This is a genomic window from Burkholderia sp. Bp9012, from assembly GCF_003853825.1.
Lineage (GTDB): Bacteria > Pseudomonadota > Gammaproteobacteria > Burkholderiales > Burkholderiaceae > Burkholderia > Burkholderia diffusa.
In genome coordinates, this window is sequence record NZ_QTQA01000026.1 from 1 (window position 1) to 17,746 (window position 17,746).

Below are 17,746 nucleotides of genomic sequence, written 5' to 3' on the forward strand. Positions count from 1 at the left end.
AGTCAACAACACAGTCTTATGTCTACCCGTTATTGTAAGTGGGTGACTGTGTCCGGCGTTTCAGGGGGCTGCTCCAGTCATCGAATACAACGTGCCTTACGCGCGGTTCCCGCACGAGATCGACGCGCTTTGTGGCTTAGCGGACGACGACGAGACCTAACCCGATGTCACTACGTGCCCCTGCGTGACCTGTTGAAAGCGCGTCCTGATGCTTGCTCACGTGGAAGATCGGCGAAGTGATGCGGAACGGATGACATGCAACCACCCGATTACCGAAGCAAGCGTCCGGTACGGGAAACAAAAGAGGAGCCTCGAACTATGGCTAATGGAGCGATTCGCTTGGGAGACCGTCATTCCGGTGGAGGCACCATGACAGAAGCCACCGGTTTTCCGGTGGACGGTGTCCCGCAATGCCTCATGGGCGACAAGGCAGAATGTCCCACGCATAACGGGACATTTCCGCTGGTATCCGGCGGCGATCAATTTGCACTGTGTGATGGGCGCCCGCTGATTTTCGAGCCCGCACAACTGGCCTGTGGCTGCTATGTGATGTCGTCATGCACCGGGCGCTACGCCAAGGTGTAGGTCGGGCATCGCGGATGCCTCGCCGCGGCTCAAGGGTAACTATCGTCACGAACAGGTCATGCCAACTACCTTCACGCCCCGGTATTTTTTGATCATCAAGGGCAATTCCATCCGATTTTCTGCGGCGGATTCGGTATCCAAATCAATCGTTGGTACGTGAATAAGACATGGCTAAGACAGGAAAAATAGACAGGACAAAATACTTCCCAAGGCCGAAGCATGGGGGGTAAGCCAGGCTCCGGACATTTGGACGGCTCGACGGCTACCTCGTTGGTAGTGAGTGAACCGCTTGGCTTTCCGAGCGATGACGATTCAGGCTTCTTGCGTGACGTATGATCAACGTTTGAACCGCCGACACACCTGCCCGGCACGCACACGCGACGTCTGGCACACTGGCGATTGACGCGCGCCGCCCACGCGCTCGCACCCCAATTCAACGCTCCGATGGACGTCACCGCTACCCGCCCTGCCGCCAGTGCGCTCGACGTGTTCCACCCGGCCGTCGCCGCGTGGTTCCGGCGCACGTTCGCCGCGCCCACCGGCGCGCAGGCGCTCGCGTGGCCGCACATCAAGGCCGGCCGGTCGACGCTTGTCGCCGCGCCGACCGGCTCCGGCAAGACGCTCACCGGATTTCTGTGCGCGCTCGACGACCTCGTGCGCGATGCGCTCGCGCACGACGGCGCGCTGCCCGACGCGACGCTCGTCGTCTATGTGTCGCCGCTGAAGGCGCTGTCGAACGACATCCACGTCAACCTCGATGCGCCGCTCGCCGGCATCGCCGAGTCGCTCGCGCAGCTCGGCCTGCCGGTGCCGGCGATCCGCACCGCCGTGCGCACCGGCGACACCACGCAGGCCGAACGCGCGGCGCTGCGCAAGCGCGCGCCGCACATCCTCGTGACGACGCCGGAGTCGCTATACGTGCTGCTGTCGTCCACGTCGGGGCGGCAGATGCTGTCGAACGTGCGTTCGGTGATCGTCGACGAGATTCACGCACTGGCATCATCCAAGCGCGGCAGCCACCTCGCGCTGTCGCTCGAACGCCTCGACGCATTGACCGGCCGCGCGCTGCCGCGCATCGGGTTGTCGGCCACGCAGAAACCGATCGACGCGGTCGCGCGTTTCCTGGTCGGCGGCCCGGCCGACGCGCCGCGCGACTGCACGATCGTCGACACGGGCCACACGCGCGAGCGCGACCTCGCGCTCGAACTGCCGAACTTGCCGCTCGAACCGGTGATGGCGACTGACGTGTGGGAACAGGTGTACGACCGCATCGCCGCGCTCGCGGCCGCGCATCGCACGACGCTCGTGTTCGTGAACACGAGGCGCACCGCGGAGCGCATGGCGCGCCATCTCGCCGACCGTCTCGGCAAGGACGCGATCGCGGCGCATCACGGCAGTCTCGCGAAGGAGCATCGCTTCGAAGCCGAACAGCGGCTCAAGCGCGGCGAATTGAAACTGCTCGTCGCGACCGCGTCGCTCGAACTCGGCATCGACATCGGCGACGTCGATCTCGTGTGCCAGGTCGGTTCACCGCGCGGGATCGCGCCGTTCCTGCAGCGCGTCGGCCGCTCGGGTCACCATGTCGGCGGCGTGCCGAAGGGCCGCCTGTTCCCGCTGTCGCGCGACGAGCTGGTCGAATGCGCGGCGCTGCTCGACTGCGTGCAACGCGGCGAGCTCGACGCATTGCGGATTCCCGAAGCGCCGCTCGACGTGCTCGCGCAGCAGATCGTCGCCGAAGTCGCCTGCGCGGAATGGCAGGAGGACGCGCTGTACGCGAGCTTCACGCGCGCCGCGCCCTATGCACGCTTGTCGCGGGAACGCTTCGACGACGTGATGAAGATGCTCGCGGAAGGCTTCACGAGCCGTCGCGGCGTGCGCGGCGCGTATCTGCATCGCGACGTGGTCGGTGGCACGGTGCGCGGGCGCCGCAACGCGATGATGACCGCGACGACGTCGGGCGGCACGATTCCCGACATGGCCGACTACGCGGTGCTGCTGGAACCCCAGGGCATCCAGGTCGGCACGGTCAACGAGGATTTCGCGATCGAGAGCCTCGCGGGCGACGTGTTCCAGCTCGGCAACCAGTCGTACCGGATCATTCGCGTGGAAACGGGCCGCGTGCGTGTCGAGGATGCGCAAGGCCAGTCGCCGAGCATTCCGTTCTGGCTCGGCGAGGCGCCCGGGCGCAGCGACGAATTGTCGGCGGCGGTCGGCCGGCTGCGCGCGCGGCTCGACGGGCTGTTCTCCGAAGGCGATCGGCCCGCGAAGGCCGGTGAACGCAAGCACACGAGCGGCGACGCGGCCGGCAAGACGGGCACGCGCGGCAATGCCAGGCAAGCGGCACAAGCCCGTGCCGCCGCCGATTCGCCCAATGATGCCGTCGGCACCGCGATCGAACCGGCCGAAAGCCGTCTCGCGCCGGCGCTGCGCTGGCTCGTCGACGATCTCCATCTGTCTCCCGATGCGGCCCGCCAGATCGTCGACTACCTCGCGCGCACGCGCGCGGCGCTCGGCGCACTGCCGACGCAGGACACGCTCGTGATGGAGCGCTTCTTCGACGAATCGGGCGGCACGCAGCTGGTGATCCATTCACCGTTCGGCAGCCGCATCAACCGCGCGTGGGGGCTCGCGCTGCGCAAGCGCTTCTGCCGCAGTTTCAACTTCGAGCTGCAGGCGGCCGCGACCGACGACGCGATCATTCTGTCGCTGTCGCTCGCGCACAGCTTCGCGCTCGACGAAGTGTGGCGCTACCTCCGCTCGGCCAGCGCCGAGCACGTGCTGGTCCAGGCGCTGCTCGACGCACCGATGTTCGGCGTGCGCTGGCGCTGGAACGCGACGACCGCGCTCGCGCTGCCGCGCTTCACCGGCGGCCGGCGCACCGCGCCGCAGTTGCAGCGGATGAAGAGCGAGGACCTGCTCGCGACCGTGTTCCCCGACCAGGTCGCGTGCCTCGAGAACATCGTCGGCGAACGCGAAATCCCGCACCATCCGCTCGTCGACCAGACGCTCGACGATTGCCTGCACGACGCGATGGATACCGACGGCTGGCTCGCGCTGCTGCGCCGGATCGAAAGCGGCGCGATCGAGCTGATCGCGCGCGACCTGCCCGCGCCGTCGCCGCTGGCGGCCGAGATCCTGAACGCGAAGCCCTATGCGTTCCTCGACGACGCGCCGCTCGAGGAGCGCCGCACGCAGGCCGTGCAGTCGCGCCGCTGGAGCGATCCCGAATCGGCCGACGATCTCGGCGCGCTCGACGCCGACGCGATCAACGCGGTGCGCGACGAAGCATGGCCGCTCGTGCGCGATGCCGACGAAATGCACGATGCACTGCTCACGCTCGCCTGCGTCGCCGACAGCGAAGCGCGCGCGCACGAAGGCTGGCCCGAGCGGCTCGCGGAACTGGCCGAACGCCGGCGCGCGACGAAACTCGTCACGCCGGACGACGCAGCGGTGTGGGTGCCGGTCGAACGGCTGGTCTGCATGCGCGCGCTGCACCCCGACGCACGCGTCGCGCCCGCGCTGAAGGTGCCCGCCGCCTGCGCCCAACCATGGGAAGCCGATGCCGCGCTCGTCGATGTGATCCGCGCGCGGCTCACCGGCTTCGGGCCGCTGATGCTCGACGCGATCGCACGGCCACTCGGCCTGCCGTCCGCGCAGGTCGCGACCGCGCTTGCGGCACTGGAGCGCGAAGGCTACGTGATGCGCGGCCGCTTCACACCAGGCGCGACGACCGACGAATGGTGCGAACGCCACCTGCTCGCCCGCATCCATCGCTACACGGTCAAGCGGCTGCGCCGCGAGATCGAACCGGTCGAGCGCGCCGATTTCATGCGCTTCCTGTTCCACTGGCAGCACCTGACGCCCGACACGCGCGGCACGGGCCGCGACGCGCTCGCGGCCGTCGTCGCGCAGCTCGAAGGCTACGAAGCCGCGGCGAGCGCATGGGAAGACGCGCTGCTGCCCGCGCGCCTGACCGACTACACGGCAGGCGGCCTCGACGAGCTGTGCCGCTCGGGCAAGCTCGTGTGGACCCGAATCGGCGCGCCGGCCCGCGCGGCCGGTGCCCCCGTGAAAACGACGCCAGTCGTGCTGCTGCCGCGCCGCCACCTCGGTGCATGGCAGGCGCTGCGCGACGCGGACCCGCAACCGGCGCTGTCCGCGCGCGCGACGCAGGTGCGTGACGCACTCGCCACGCATGGTGCGATGTTCTTCGACGCGCTGCTCGACGAACTGCACATGCTGCCCGTCGAACTCGAACAGGCGCTCGGCGAACTCGTGTCGGCCGGCCTCGTGAATGCGGACAGCTTCGCCGGGCTGCGCGCGCTGTTGAAGCCCGCGGTCAAGCGCAGCGCGACGTATGCGCCGCGCACGCGGCGCGGCGGCGCGCTGATCGGCGGGATGGACGACGCCGGCCGCTGGGCGCTCGTGCAACGCGCCTCGGCACCGGACGATGCGCCCGCACCGAAGCGCGGCCCGGCCGCGATCGATCCCGAAGCACTCGAACATATCGCCTGGACGCTGCTGCGCCGCTATGGCGTGGTGTTCTGGCGGCTGCTCGAACGCGAGGCCGACTGGCTGCCGAGCTGGCGCGAACTCGTGCGCGTGCTGCAACGTCTCGAAGCGCGCGGCGAGATTCGCGGCGGACGCTTCGTCGCGGGGCTCGCGGGCGAGCAGTTCGCGCTGCCGGAAGCGATCCCGATCCTGCGCGAACTGCGTCGTCAACCGGGCGACGGCCAGTACGTGTGCGTGACGGGCGCCGATCCGCTGAACCTGGCCGGCACGTTGTTACCCGGCGACAAGGTGCCCGCGCTGGTCGGCAATCGCGTGCTGTTCCGCGATGGCGTGCCGGTCGCGTCGCTCGTATCGGGCACGTTCCACTACGTACCCGAGCTGCCGCCCGCTGCACGCGAGGATGCGCGGCTGCGGCTCGCTCGCCGCTACTGACATCGGCTGACACGCGGCACGTCGCGGACTACTGAACGCCGCGCCGCATCGCCGCGCCCGTTCGGGTAGCATCGAGCGATTCACCGCGCGGCCGACCGCGCCCAGAACAAGCCTTCCGGAGACTGCCCTTCATGTCCTCGCATGCCGATTCGCCCGCCGCTCATCACGCGGGCTCGCTGACGATTTTCCAGGGTGCCGCGTTGTATATCGGCGCGGTGCTCGGCACCGGTGTGATTGCGTTGCCCGCGCTCGCCGCCGAGGTCGCAGGCCCTGCGTCTCTACTTGCGTGGGCCGCGCTCGTCGTGCTGTCGGGGCCGCTTGCGGCCACCTTCGCCGCACTCGGCGCGCGCTATCCGGACGCGGGCGGCGTATCGACCTACGCGCGACGCGCGTTCGGGCCGAAGGCCGCGGCGATCGTCGGCTGGTGTTTCTATTTCGCGGTGCCGGCCGGTGCGCCGGCCGCCGCGATGTTCGGTGGCGCGTACGTCGCGGCCGTCACGGGCGGCGGGCATACGACGGTCATCGTCACGGCTGCCGCGCTGATCGGGACGGTGTCGGCCGCGAATGCGTTCGGCGTCACGGTGTCGGGCCGCATGCAGCTGGTGCTGTCGGCGCTGCTCGTCGCGCTGCTGCTGGCCGCCGTGCTCGCATCCGCGCCACATGCGCGCACGGCGAACCTGCATCCGTTCGCGCCGCACGGGTGGCTCGCGGTCGGCCAGGCTGCCGCACTGCTCGTGTGGAGCTTCGCGGGCTGGGAAGCGATCACGCACCTCGCGGCCGAATTTCGCCGACCCGCGCACGACATGCCGCGTTCGGCCGGCATCGCCGTCGTGGTCGTCGGCTTCCTGTATCTGTCGGTCGCGGCCGCGAGCGTGACGGTGCTCGGGCCGTCGGCCGGCGCGTCCGGTGCGCCGCTTGCGGAACTGATCGCGGGCGGCATCGGCGGTCATGCGCAGGTGCTGGCGGCCGCGGCTGCGCTGCTGCTGACGCTCGGCACGATGAATGCGTATTTCGCGGGCGCGGCCAAGCTCGGCGCGGCGCTCGGGCGCGACGGCGCACTGCCGGCGTGGCTCGCACAAGGCAGCCAGGTCGGCGGCGTGCCGCGCCGCAGCCTCGGCGTGATCGCGCTGCTGGCGGCCGTCGCGCTGGCCGCGACGACGCTCTCGAACGTCGGGCCGAAGCCGCTCGTGCTCGTCACGTCCGGATGCTTCGTGATGGTGTACGGGCTCGGCGCGGCCGCCGCGCTGAAACTGCTGCCGCGCGGCGGCATCGCGTATCGCTGCGCGTGGATTTCGCTGGTCGCCGTCGCCGGGCTGTTCCTGACGACCGGATGGTATTTCCTGTGCCCGCTGCTGCTCGCGGGCGGTGCGCTGCTGTATCTGCGGATGGCCGGACAGCGCACGTGATCGCGCGCCGGTGCCCGTGTGCGGACGAGCGTGCGCCCGTCGCCGCGATGCACCGGCCCGCTGCGCGCCGCTTCGCCCGGCGCGTCAGGCCGGCACGAGTTCGAAGCTGAGCCGCTTGCCGAGCGCGGTGGCGGCGCTCGCGAGCGTCGCGAGCGTGAGGCTCGTATCGGTTTCGTCGAGCAGCCGGTTGAGCGCGGCGCGACTGGTCTTCATCCGCGCGGCCATCGCGGTTTTCGTGATGTGCTGCGCCTTCATTTCCTGCCCGATCTGCCACGCGATCACGCGCTTGATTGCGGTGGCGGTGGCCGCTTCGAGGTGGCCGTCATCCTCGAGGAATGTGTCGAAGTCGCTGCCGATATGCGGGTTGTTCGTGGTCGTCATGAGTACTCCAGTGCATGGCGTTGCCGGCCGACCCATCGCCGATCTCATGTGGCGGCGCGGCCGGGGGAATTCAGATGGCGCGCGTCAGCGCTTTCAGCCGCGCGACGGTCACGTCGAGATCGTCGGACGGCGTGGCCTGCGACTGCTTGAAGAACGCATGCAGCAGCACCATCGTGTCGCCGACGATCGTGAACAGCACGCGCGCGCTTCGCCGCGGCAGCATCACGCGGATTTCCCAAAGATCCGCCGACATCTTCCGGACCAGCGGCATGCCGAGCGGCCAGCCGAGTTGAACGGTCTTGATCTCTTCGCCGGTCATCCTGCGCTCGATCTGCCCGAGCGCCTCCAGCCATTCGCGCACCGGCTCGTTACCACGCGCGGTGCGGAAGAACCGCACGCCGAGCGTGATCTGAATCTGCTGTCTCGCCATCGTCGTGTCATCGATCGTATCAAAAACGGTACGATATGCCAAGCATGACGAGGCCCGCTACTGACCGAACGGCTAACGAATGGAGGTGAAGGAACGACGGCCGGACACCACCCGCCCACGCCCTGCCCGGTGTCTCAACGCGCGCGGCGAGCCGGCTTGCGCGCGCCGCGGGGCGTGCGACGGGTGAGCGCATCGCCGAACCGCGCCTGCGCGATCTCGCGCACGGCGTCGATCAACGTCCGGGCGACGGGCGACGGTTGCGCATCGGTGCGCAGGATGAGCCCGACCGGCTCGTCGGTGCCAGCGGACGGCAGCGCCAGCCGCGCGAGTGCACCTGCCGACAGGTCGTATTCGGCCGCATAGAGCGGCACGAACCACACGGCGTCGTTCTCGAGCGCAAGCGCGCGCGCGACCGACACCGACAGCACCTCGATGAACGAATCCAGCGGCGGCGCGCCGCACGCGCCGAGAAGGTGCTCGGCCGACTGGCGGATCAGCGTGCCGTACGGCGGGAGCACGACCGGATAGGAAGCGAGTTCGGCAGCCGGCGCGGCGCTCGCCAGCAGCGGATGGCCGGCGCGCACGACCGCGACGAGCGGTTCGTTGTACAGCTGCTCGAACGCAAGCCCGATCATCCGCTCCGGCTCCGACAGGCGCCCGATCGCGCATTCGATCGTCCCGGCCTTCAGGCGCTCGAGCAGCTCGGCATTCGCGGCCGTCGCGATCCGCACCACGATGCGCGGCCAGCGTGCGGTCAGCGCCTTCATCAGCGCGGGTGCGAGCGATGCCGCAACCGTCGGCAGCATGCCGATTTCGAGGGTCGCCGCGGCCGCGCCGCCCTCGCGCGCGAGCAGCCCGACGCCCTGCCGCAGCGCCAGCACGCACGCATTCGCATGCGGGATGAACAGTTGCGCTTCGCGCGTAGGCTGCGCGCCGTGCCGCCCGCGTTCGAACAACTTCACGCCGAGGATCGACTCCAGTTCGGCGATCGTCTTCGACACGGCCGGCTGCGTGATTGACAGGCTTTCGGCCGCCTTCTGCACGCCGCCCAGTTGCGCGACCGCGAGAAAACACTGCAGGTGCCGGAACTTGACGCGGCCGTCGGCGATACGGTTATTCATAACGAGCAGTTATGGGAGTGGCGATGAAATGCCATTTTGCATAACTTTCCGGAAAGACCCAAGCATTCGGCGTGGTATCACGCATGACGCCGCAGCGCGTGGAATCCGGTCGGCTCCCTGATCCGTTTCGCGATCAGCAGAGCCGTGCCGCGCTTCTGCCCGAGCGGTGCCGACGGCGAACGCATCGCGCTGGCCCGCCGCGTCGCGGTACCGAGCGCCGACGCGGAGCGCAACGTGCACGCGCCGGCCGAACGGCGGACCGACGCGCGGCTCGGCAGCCGCGTCGACCTGCTGGCGCAGCGCGGGTTCTGCGCGAACTACGTGAGCGACGTGCTCGGCGCCGACCGCACCGCTGCGCACCGGCACGCTATCGCTCGAATTCGACGGAATCGTCTTCGATCCCGCCCGACGGTAACGCCTCACGAACGACGGGCACGCCCGGGAAGGCCGGGTAACAACAACGAAACACAAGAAAGCAGCGACGGGCTGGCTGGAGGGCCGTGCCTGGCATCGTCATCGACGACGCGAAGCCCGATCGCTCTCTCCGCCGGACAGGCGGCCCGTCCGCCGGATTTTCACTGGCGCCGCAGAACATAACGAATGGTTATGCAATTCGCTAAAAAAGTTCATTTTTCATAACTTTCCGGATTGACTAAAGTCTTGCCATCCACTTCGCGAAATACCTAACAGGAGACGCCCGATGGATTCCCCCACGATCCTCACGCCGCGCGACTGGCCGTCGCATCCCGCGTATGTCCACCCCGAGTACCGTTCGTCGGTGAAGCGCGGCCCGACGCGCCCGATGATCCCGTTGAAGGAAAAGCTGCGCGACCAGTTCGCGCCCGTCTACGGCGCCGAGGATCTCGGCGCGCTCGACCACGACCTGACGAAGAACGCCGTGAAGAACGGCGAGCCGCTCGGTGAGCGCATCGTCGTCACCGGCCGCGTGCTCGACGAAGGCGGCAAGCCCGTGCGCAACACGCTCGTCGAGGTATGGCAGGCGAACGCGGCCGGCCGCTACGTGCACAAGGTCGACCAGCACGACGCGCCGCTCGACCCGAACTTCCTCGGCGCCGGCCGCTGCATGACCGACGCCGAAGGCCGCTACCGCTTCCTGACGATCAAGCCCGGCGCCTATCCGTGGGGCAACCATCCGAATGCGTGGCGTCCGAATCACATCCATTTCTCGCTGTTCGGTGACTACTTCGGCTCGCGCCTCGTCACGCAGATGTACTTCCCCGGGGACCCGCTGCTCGCGTACGACCCGATCTTCCAGGGCACGCCGGAAGCGGCGCGCGACCGCCTGATCTCGCGCTTCTCGATGGACATCACCGAAGAAGGCTATGCGCTCGGCTACGAATTCGACATCGTGCTGCGCGGCCGCGACGCTACCCCGATGGAGCGCTGAACCATGACGACGCTGAAGCAAACCCCTTCGCAAACGGTCGGCCCGTACTTCGCGTACGGCCTGTGCCCGCAGCAATACGATTACGACCTGAAGAGCCTGTTCACGCCGACGATCGCCACGCCGGAGGCCGAAGGCGAGCACGTGCTCCTGGTCGGACAGGTGTTCGACGGCGACGGCAACGTCGTCAGCGACGCGGTGCTCGAATTCACGCAGGTGGACGCGGCGGGTCGCTATCCCGCGTCGCGTGACGACATCGCGAAGTCCGGTTTCACGGGCTTCGCACGCGTCGGCACGGGCACCGATGTGCAGAACCGCTTCGTCGTACCGACGGTGAAGCCTGGCCGCATCACCGCCGACGAAGCACCGCACGTCAACGTGACCGTGATGATGCGCGGGATCCTGACCCACGCGTTCACCCGCGTGTATTTCGACGACGAAGCTGCCGCGAACGCGGCCGATCCGGTGCTGAACCTGGTGCCGGCCGAACGCCGCGCGACGCTCGTCGCGAAGCGCGACGCGCAACCGGGCCGGCCCGTCGTGTACCGCTTCGACATCCACATGCAGGGGCCGGACGAGACCGTGTTCTTCGACGTGTGACGCGCGAGCCGGCGCGGGCCGGCTGATCGCACCGAACCGCCGCGTGGCGCGATACCAATAGGTATCGCGCCACGCGGCGGTTTTCGTTTTCGGGCGCCAACATTCGATGCCGCGCCGCAGCACGTCCGGTCAGGATCGTCGAACGCTCGCGGTTGCCTGCTTCAGACCCCGAAATCGAACGCGCGATTAAAACGCATGCTGCGACTGCACATGAATCGTTGGGGCCGCGCGATATCGTTTGTGCGTTATGCGGCGTATGCTTCGCTATCCGCAGTCCACTGACGGAATTGAATCGGATCAAGCAATAATTTCACGACTCGATGCGCGAACATGGCCCCACTGGCTGTCGCGCATTTTTTCTAACCGAGTGCCTTTAAGCGCGTCTGACCGAAACCTGGCAGGCGCGTTTTTTTCGCCCATGACCGAAACAAGGCACCGCGCCCGCCGCCGTATCCGCTCCGGCTAGCGGCGCGCTTCCAGATACCGGCTCGGCGTTTCGCCGAGAATGCGGCGAAACGCCGACGTAAAGGCGCTCGCGCTCGCATATCCGAGATCGAGCGCGACACGCGTCACCGGCTGCCCGTCGCTCAGCCGTGTAATCGCCGCCAACATGCAGACCTGCTGACGCCACGCGGCAAAACTCATACCGGTCTGCGCGCGGAACAGCCGCGTAAACGTGCGCCGGCTCACGCCCACATCGGTCGCCATCCGGTCGAGATCGGCCGCGATCGACGGCGACGCGAACAGATGCCGACAGATCTTCCCTAGACGCGCATCGGTCGGCAGCGGCGCGTGCAGCGACAGCCGCGGCATCTGCGCGATTTCCGCGATCAGCAGCGCCATCAGCTTGCCCGCCCGACCGTCGACGTCGTACATCGCCGGCAGGTCGATCGCATCGTCGATCAACTGCCGCAAGAGCGGCGACACCCCATATACGCCGCACTGGTCCGACAGCCCTGCGGCCCGGGCCGCGTCTTCGGACACGAACGCGTTGAGCATCGTGACCGGCCCGGTCATCGTCATTTCGTGCCGCACGCCGGCCGGCACCCAGCATGCGCGCTGCGGCGGCACCAGCCAGCGGCCGTGCGGCGTCGACACGCTGATCGTGCCGCGCGACGCAAACGCGAACTGCCCGCGCCCGTGCGCGCGCTCCGGAAACGTCGTACCCGCCGCGTAGTCGTTGGCGGTCGCCACGACGCTACGCGGAATATGCTCGTAGGGATCCAGCAGCGTATTTCTCAAGGTCTGAATTCCATCATGAGTGACCCGACAGCGAAGGCGGGGCACCTTCGATCGGTCTACGATCCGCTCCACGCTTGCGCGACCGGACGGCCGCGAGACCCGACGGCCGAATCGGCCGGATAGCGACTTCATCGGAGCGGAGATGCCCAATACGTTTCATCTCGTGGGGCGTGGACCGACACGGATTTCGGCGACGAGATCGCGGTCCGGCATCCGATCGGCACGCATCACCGCAGCATGAACGACATGGCCGACAGGCTGTTCAGCGTGCGCACCACGTGCTCCACCGACGGCCCGTCGAAGCGCAGCGTCACCGCATCGACCCGCTCGAGCGACGGCAGCACGCAGAACAGATCGGCGAGCGCGGCCGTCTGCACGCGCAACGTGCAAGCAGCCGGCGCGGGCCGATGCGCACCCGCGCGCCAGCCGGACGACAGCGCGTGCGCGACCGTTTCGCGTGCGGCGGTCGCGATGCGCGCGCAGGACGCTGCCGGCGTGAGCGTGTCGCCGCTCGATGCGCCGCCGGCCGTCTTGACCGTCTCGAAACGCGCGTCCGGAAACAGCGGCCGGGTTTCCTCGGCGAACACGTCGTCGCCCGACGCCAGCGCGACGTGCGCGCCATATTCACGCGCCAGCGCGCCGTACAGCCCGGCTTCGCCGAGCTCGACACCATTCAGCCACACCTGCGTGAACGCGAAGTTGTTGATGGTGTGCGCAAGCACGCCGCGCGTCTGCGATTTCGCGTGAAAGCCGATCATGAACACGAGGTCGGGCTGCTGTTCGAGGCCCGCCATCATCCCCAGCGTGCGCGGCTTGCCGAGCACGACGCGGGCACGGGCATCGAGCCCGTCGGGCAGCAGATTGCGGAAGCCGCCATGCGAATCGTTGACCCAGACGGCCTGCGCGCCGCCGGCGAACGCGCCTTCGATCGCCGCGTTCGCCTCGGCGGTCATCCAGCGGCGCGCACGTTCGTATTCCGGATTGCCGGCACGCGTCTGCTCGATGGCGAACACGCCGGCGACACCCTCGATGTCGGTCGAAATCAGAATCTTCATGAATGGATCGGACGTCCTTCGTTACCTTCGTTGAATAACCGATCGAGATCGGGCACCGCGTCGCGCAGCGACTGCCGCACGTGGCCGTCGCGCCCGGTCACGGTCACGGCCTGCAGCAGCGCGTCGGCGATCGCGTGCTCGACGCTCTCGGCCGCCGCCATGAACAGCGGATCGAGCGCCGCATCGGCCACGAGGGCCGGTAGCGCGATGGTCGACGCATCGTGCGCGATCGTGTACGCGGTCGAAAAGGCGAGCGCGATGTCGCCGCTGCCGTGCCCGTAGACCGAACCGGTGCGGGCGAGCCCCGCGCCCGCGCGACGGGCGAGCCGCGACAGTTGCCGCGCGTCGAGCGGCGCATCGGTCGCCAGCAGCAGGATGATCGAGCCTTGCTCCGGCGCCGCCGCCTGCGCGTCCGCGGCGGCACGGCGCTGCGCGGCGATGCGCCCGAGCGGCACGCCGCCGAGCGTCAGCATCGGCAGCCGGCCGAAATTCGCGAGCACCAGCGCGCCGACCGTGTACGGCCTGCCGGCCGCGACGGCCACGCGCGACGCGGAGCCGATCCCGCCCTTCAGGTCGAAACACGACATCCCGCGCCCGGCGCCCACTGCGCCACGTGCGAAGTCGCGCGCCGCGGTATTGCAGGCTTCTTCATAATGCGCGGCCGTCACCGCGAACGCCTGGATGTCGTTCAGATAGCCGTCGTTGCACTCGAACACGAGCGGGTTGACGGTCGGCCAGTCGCGGCCGATGTGCGGATTCTTCGCGATCGCCGCGCGGATCTGCGCCTGTGCGACCGCGCCGACGCCGAACGTGTTGGTCAGCGCGATCGGCGTGTCGAGCGTGCCGAGTTCGTCGACCTGCACGAGCCCGACGCTCTTGCCGAAGCCGTTGATCACGGCCGCGCCGGCCGGCACCTTGCTGCGGTAAGGGTCGCCCGGATGCGGCTTCACGACGGTGACGCCCGTCTGCACGTCGCCGGCATCGAGCGTCGCATGGCCGACCGTCACGCCCGGCACGTCGGCAATCGTGCCGCGCGGCCCGGCCGGCAGCGTCGTGCTCCACATCGGAACCGCACGCATCAGCGCCGCTCCAGCTTCGGGTCGAGCGCGTCGCGCAGTCCGTCGCCGAGCAGGTTGAACGCGAGCACGGTCAGGAAGATCGCGAGGCTCGGGAAGACTGCGATGTGCGGCGCCGTCACCATGTCGGCGCGCGCCTCGTTGAGCATCGCGCCCCACTCCGGCGTCGGCGGCTGCGCGCCGAGCCCGAGGAACGACAGGCTCGCGGCCGTGATGATCGACGTGCCGATCCGCATCGTGAAGTACACGACGACCGACGACACGGTGCCCGGCAGGATGTGCCGCATGATGATCGTCCAGTCGGACGCGCCGATGCTGCGCGCGGCTTCCACGTAGGTCATGTGCTTGAGCATCAGCGTGTTGCCGCGCACGAGCCGCGCGAACGCCGGAATGCTGAAGATCGCGACCGCGCAGATCACGTTGACCATCCCGTTGCCGAGGATCGCGACCACGCCGATCGCGAGCAGGATCCCCGGGAACGCGAACAGCACGTCGGCCACGCGCATCGTGATGCGGTCCCACCAGCCTTCGTAGTAGCCCGCGAGCAACCCGAAGAACGTGCCGATGAGCGCGCCGAGCGCGACCGAGAAGAAGCCGGCGGCGAGCGAGATGCGCGTGCCGGTGACGATCCGGCTGAAGATGTCGCGGCCGAGCGAGTCGACGCCGAACCAGTGCACGGCCGACGGACCGGCGTTCAGCGCGTCGTAGTCGAAATAGTTCTCCGGATCGAACGGCACGATGTGCGGGCCGACGAATGCGAGCACGACGAGCCCCAGCACGAAACCGCCCGCGACCAGCGCGACGGTCTGCTTGCGGAACTTGCGCCAGAATTCGCGCCACGGCGTGCGGATCGCGCTCGATGCGGCCGACGCCGCGGGCTGGACAGTCGCGTTCATGCGCGCCTCACTTGAACCGGATGGTCGGGTTGATGACCGCGTACAGTACGTCGACGGTCAGGTTGATCAGGATGAATTCGAGCGAGAACAGCAGCACGATCGCCTGGATCACCGGGTAGTCACGCATCGTCACCGCGTCGACCAGCAGGCGCCCGAGCCCCGGCCAGTTGAACACGGCCTCGACGACGATCGAGCCGCCGAGCAGGAAGCCGAACTGCAGCCCCATCATCGTGACGACCGGGATCATCGCGTTGCGCAGGCAATGCTTGAGCACGACCATCGGCTCGTGCACACCCTTCGCGCGCGCGGTGCGCACGTAGTCCTCGTTGAGCACCTCGACGAACGACGCGCGCGTGAAGCGCGCCATCACGGCCGCGACCGCGGCGCCGAGCGTCAGCGACGGCAGCACGTAGCTCTTCCACGTGCCGTCCGGCACGACGGGCAGCCAGCCGAGCTTCACCGAAAATATCTCCATCAGCAGCATGCCGAGCGCGAACGCCGGAAACGAGATGCCCGACACCGCGATCGTCATCCCGAGGCGATCGGGCCAGCGGTTGCGCCATACCGCCGACGCGATCCCGATCGCCATCCCGAACGCCGTCGCCCAGACCATGCTGATGAGCGTCAGCAGCAGCGTCGGCATGAAGCGCTCGCCGATCTCGGTCGACACCGGACGCTTGCTGCGCGTCGACGTCCCGAAATCGCCGTGCGCGATCTTCACGAAGAAGTTCGCGAACTGCGCCGGCAGCGGCCGGTCGAGCCCGAGATCGGCGCGCACGAGCGCGACCGTCGCGTCGTCGGCTTCCGGGCCGGCCGCGAGCCGCGCCGGATCGCCCGGCAGCAGGTGCACGAACAGGAACACCAGCACCGCGACGATCGCGAGCGTGGGCAGCAGGCCGAACAGGCGTTTGACGAGAAAATTCAGCATGGGGCACCGATCGAATCAGCGCGCCGGCAGCTCGCACCGCCGGCGCCGCACAACGGGCGAATCGCCGTCATTTCACCGAGATTTCGTCGAAGTTGAACGAGCCGTCCGGCATCACGTACATGCCGTGCAGGCGCTTGCTGCGCGCATAGACGATCTTCTCCTGCACCAGGAAGATCCACGGCGCGTCGGCCCACACCTGCTTCTGCGCGTCGGCGTACAGGGAGGCCTTCTTCGCCTGGTCGGTCGTCTCGAGCGCCTTCGCGAGATCGTCGTCGACCGCACCGTTCTTGTAGTACGCAGTGTTGTAGAGCTTCGGCGGCGCCGACGTGGACGCGAGCAGCGGCGACAGCGCCCAGTTCGCCTCGCCCGTCGAGGCCGACCAGCCGCTGTAGTACATCCGCACCGGTGCCGTCGCCGGATCCTGCGCGCTCTCGACCTTCGCGACCCGCTCGCCGGCCTCGAGTGCCTGCACCTGCACCTTCACGCCGACCTGCGCGAGCTGCTGCTGGACGAACTGGATCAGCTTCTGCGCCGTCGAATGGTTGTACGCGGACCAGAGCGTCGACTCGAAGCCGTTCGGATAACCGGCCTCCTTCAACAGCGCGCGCGCCTTCGCCGGATCGTATGGCCAGGGCCCGAGCTTGGTCGCGTATTCGACGCCCACCGGGGCGACGCCCGTCTGCGGGGTTGCGTAGCCGGCGAACACGACCTTCGCGAGCGCTTCCTTGTTGACCGCGTAGTTCAGCGCTTCACGCACCTTCGGATTGTCGAACGGCTTCTTCTGCGTGTTCAGCGAGATGTAGCGCTGGATGATCGACGGCCGCTCGATCAGCTCGACCTTCGGATTGCTCTTCAGGTCGGCAGCCTGCTCGAACGGGATCGTGAACGCGAAATCGGCCTCGCCGGTCTTGAGCAACGCGGCGCGCGTGTTGTTGTCGACCACCGGCTTCCAGTCGATCGAATCGACCTTCGGATAGCCCTTCTTCCAGTAGCCGGCAAACTTCTTCACCTTCATGTCGTCGGTCTGCTTCCATTCGACAAACTCGAACGGGCCCGTGCCGACCGGATGCAGCGACACGTCGCGCCCCCACTTCTTCAGCGCGGCCGGCGAAATCATCACCGCCGACGGGTGCGCGAGCGTGTTGATGAACGCGGAGAACGGCTCGCGCAGCGTGAAGCGCACCGTCATCGGATCGACCACCTCGGTCTTCTCGATCACGCGGAACAGCCCGTAACGCTTCAGCTTGTTCGCCGGATCGGTCACGCGGTCGAAGTTCGCCTTCACCGCGTCGGCGTTGAAATCCGTGCCGTCGTGGAACTTCACGCCCGGGCGCAGCTTGACCGTGTAGACCTTCGCATCGGGCGACGCCTGGTAGCTCGTCGCAAGCACGTTGACGAGCTTCATGTCCTTGTCGAAGCCGAACAGCCCTTCGTAGAACGACTTGACGACAGCTTGCGACACCGTGTCGTTCGCGTCATACGGGTCCATCGTCGTGAACGTCGAGTACACGGCGACCACGACGTTCTGTTGCGCGAACGCGGGCACGGCGACCGACAGCGCGAGCGCGCCTGCCCCCGCGGCGAACAACGCGCGCGGACGGAACATCGGGAACGAATGCGACTTGTTCATTTTGTCTGGCTCCTGTGGATGATTCGGTAACGCGTGGTGGAAATCGC

Annotated in this window: 14 protein-coding genes and 1 pseudogene; 6 read left to right on the forward strand and 9 right to left on the reverse strand. The window is 68.0% G+C overall.

The features are described 5' to 3' along the window. Positions 1–318: 318 nt before the first annotated feature. From DIE11_RS28720 to DIE11_RS28730, 3 genes are all read left to right on the forward strand, one after another. The gene (locus tag DIE11_RS28720; RefSeq protein WP_124628776.1) at positions 319–585 is read left to right on the forward strand and encodes a PAAR domain-containing protein; all 267 of its coding nucleotides are present in this window, start codon (positions 319–321) and stop codon (positions 583–585) included. Positions 586–1,029: 444 nt separating this feature from the next. Then, positions 1,030–5,529: a DEAD/DEAH box helicase gene (locus DIE11_RS28725; protein ID WP_124628673.1), complete on the forward strand. Its 4,500-nt coding sequence runs from the start codon at positions 1,030–1,032 to the stop codon at positions 5,527–5,529. Positions 5,530–5,660: 131 nt separating this feature from the next. Then, positions 5,661–6,935, forward strand: coding sequence for an APC family permease (locus DIE11_RS28730; RefSeq protein ID WP_059598889.1), 1,275 nt, complete (start codon positions 5,661–5,663; stop codon positions 6,933–6,935). A gap of 84 nt (positions 6,936–7,019) precedes the next feature. On the opposite strand, the gene DIE11_RS28735 is transcribed toward DIE11_RS28730, so the two are convergent. The 3 genes from DIE11_RS28735 to pcaQ all read right to left on the reverse strand — a co-directional run bounded on the left by DIE11_RS28735 (position 7,020) and on the right by pcaQ (position 8,867). Continuing rightward, positions 7,020–7,316 carry an XRE family transcriptional regulator gene (locus DIE11_RS28735; protein ID WP_059598888.1) on the reverse strand — a complete coding sequence of 99 codons (297 nt, stop codon included), beginning with the start codon at positions 7,314–7,316 and terminating at the stop codon, positions 7,020–7,022. Between the two features lie 70 nt (positions 7,317–7,386). Further along, positions 7,387–7,746, reverse strand: coding sequence for a type II toxin-antitoxin system RelE/ParE family toxin (locus DIE11_RS28740; protein WP_124628674.1), 360 nt, complete (start codon positions 7,744–7,746; stop codon positions 7,387–7,389). A gap of 134 nt (positions 7,747–7,880) precedes the next feature. Beyond that, positions 7,881–8,867: a pca operon transcription factor PcaQ gene (gene pcaQ, locus DIE11_RS28745; RefSeq protein ID WP_059598887.1), complete on the reverse strand. Its 987-nt coding sequence runs from the start codon at positions 8,865–8,867 to the stop codon at positions 7,881–7,883. A gap of 168 nt (positions 8,868–9,035) precedes the next feature. Between pcaQ and DIE11_RS37445 the strand changes: the two are divergent. From DIE11_RS37445 to pcaG, 3 genes and pseudogenes are all read left to right on the forward strand, one after another. Next, positions 9,036–9,282: pseudogene (locus DIE11_RS37445) on the forward strand (hypothetical protein); the annotation flags it as partial. A gap of 285 nt (positions 9,283–9,567) precedes the next feature. Further along, complete coding sequence (gene pcaH, locus DIE11_RS28760) at positions 9,568–10,275, forward strand: protocatechuate 3,4-dioxygenase subunit beta (protein WP_059525082.1); 708 nt, start codon at positions 9,568–9,570, stop codon at positions 10,273–10,275. Positions 10,276–10,278: 3 nt separating this feature from the next. Beyond that, on the forward strand, positions 10,279–10,872 hold the full coding sequence (gene pcaG / locus DIE11_RS28765; protein ID WP_124628677.1) for a protocatechuate 3,4-dioxygenase subunit alpha: 594 nt from the start codon (positions 10,279–10,281) through the stop codon (positions 10,870–10,872). Positions 10,873–11,334: 462 nt separating this feature from the next. On the opposite strand, the gene DIE11_RS28770 is transcribed toward pcaG, so the two are convergent. The 6 genes from DIE11_RS28770 to gsiB form a co-directional block, all read right to left on the reverse strand. Then, entirely contained in the window at positions 11,335–12,114 is a 780-nt protein-coding gene (locus DIE11_RS28770; protein ID WP_221622472.1) for a helix-turn-helix domain-containing protein, read from the reverse strand. Positions 12,115–12,341: 227 nt separating this feature from the next. Continuing rightward, a complete protein-coding gene (locus DIE11_RS28775) occupies positions 12,342–13,169 on the reverse strand; it encodes a M55 family metallopeptidase (protein ID WP_059598884.1) in 828 nt (275 codons plus the stop codon). Beyond that, the gene (locus DIE11_RS28780) at positions 13,166–14,248 is read right to left on the reverse strand and encodes a P1 family peptidase (RefSeq protein WP_124628681.1); all 1,083 of its coding nucleotides are present in this window, start codon (positions 14,246–14,248) and stop codon (positions 13,166–13,168) included. The genes DIE11_RS28775 and DIE11_RS28780 overlap by 4 nt, the downstream gene beginning before the upstream one ends. Then, positions 14,248–15,141 (reverse strand): glutathione ABC transporter permease GsiD, encoded by an 894-nt coding sequence (gsiD, locus tag DIE11_RS28785; RefSeq protein WP_059598882.1) that lies wholly within the window; start codon positions 15,139–15,141, stop codon positions 14,248–14,250. The genes DIE11_RS28780 and gsiD overlap by 1 nt, the downstream gene beginning before the upstream one ends. A gap of 7 nt (positions 15,142–15,148) precedes the next feature. Further along, positions 15,149–16,069, reverse strand: coding sequence for a glutathione ABC transporter permease GsiC (gsiC, locus tag DIE11_RS28790; RefSeq protein WP_124628683.1), 921 nt, complete (start codon positions 16,067–16,069; stop codon positions 15,149–15,151). 67 nt (positions 16,070–16,136) lie between these two features. After that, entirely contained in the window at positions 16,137–17,699 is a 1,563-nt protein-coding gene (gene gsiB / locus DIE11_RS28795; protein ID WP_124628685.1) for a glutathione ABC transporter substrate-binding protein GsiB, read from the reverse strand. Between the last annotated feature and the right edge of the window lie 47 nt (positions 17,700–17,746).

Coding starts and splice junctions, on each gene's coding strand:
- DIE11_RS28720 (WP_124628776.1), top strand. CDS start 319: ATGGCTAATGGAGCGATTCGCTTGGGAGACCGTCATTCCGGTGGAGGC.
- DIE11_RS28725 (WP_124628673.1), top strand. CDS start 1,030: ATGGACGTCACCGCTACCCGCCCTGCCGCCAGTGCGCTCGACGTGTTC.
- DIE11_RS28730 (WP_059598889.1), top strand. CDS start 5,661: ATGTCCTCGCATGCCGATTCGCCCGCCGCTCATCACGCGGGCTCGCTG.
- DIE11_RS28735 (WP_059598888.1), bottom strand. CDS start 7,316: ATGACGACCACGAACAACCCGCATATCGGCAGCGACTTCGACACATTC.
- DIE11_RS28740 (WP_124628674.1), bottom strand. CDS start 7,746: ATGGCGAGACAGCAGATTCAGATCACGCTCGGCGTGCGGTTCTTCCGC.
- pcaQ (WP_059598887.1), bottom strand. CDS start 8,867: ATGAATAACCGTATCGCCGACGGCCGCGTCAAGTTCCGGCACCTGCAG.
- pcaH (WP_059525082.1), top strand. CDS start 9,568: ATGGATTCCCCCACGATCCTCACGCCGCGCGACTGGCCGTCGCATCCC.
- pcaG (WP_124628677.1), top strand. CDS start 10,279: ATGACGACGCTGAAGCAAACCCCTTCGCAAACGGTCGGCCCGTACTTC.
- DIE11_RS28775 (WP_059598884.1), bottom strand. CDS start 13,169: ATGAAGATTCTGATTTCGACCGACATCGAGGGTGTCGCCGGCGTGTTC.
- DIE11_RS28780 (WP_124628681.1), bottom strand. CDS start 14,248: ATGCGTGCGGTTCCGATGTGGAGCACGACGCTGCCGGCCGGGCCGCGC.
- gsiD (WP_059598882.1), bottom strand. CDS start 15,141: ATGAACGCGACTGTCCAGCCCGCGGCGTCGGCCGCATCGAGCGCGATC.
- gsiC (WP_124628683.1), bottom strand. CDS start 16,069: ATGCTGAATTTTCTCGTCAAACGCCTGTTCGGCCTGCTGCCCACGCTC.
- gsiB (WP_124628685.1), bottom strand. CDS start 17,699: ATGAACAAGTCGCATTCGTTCCCGATGTTCCGTCCGCGCGCGTTGTTC.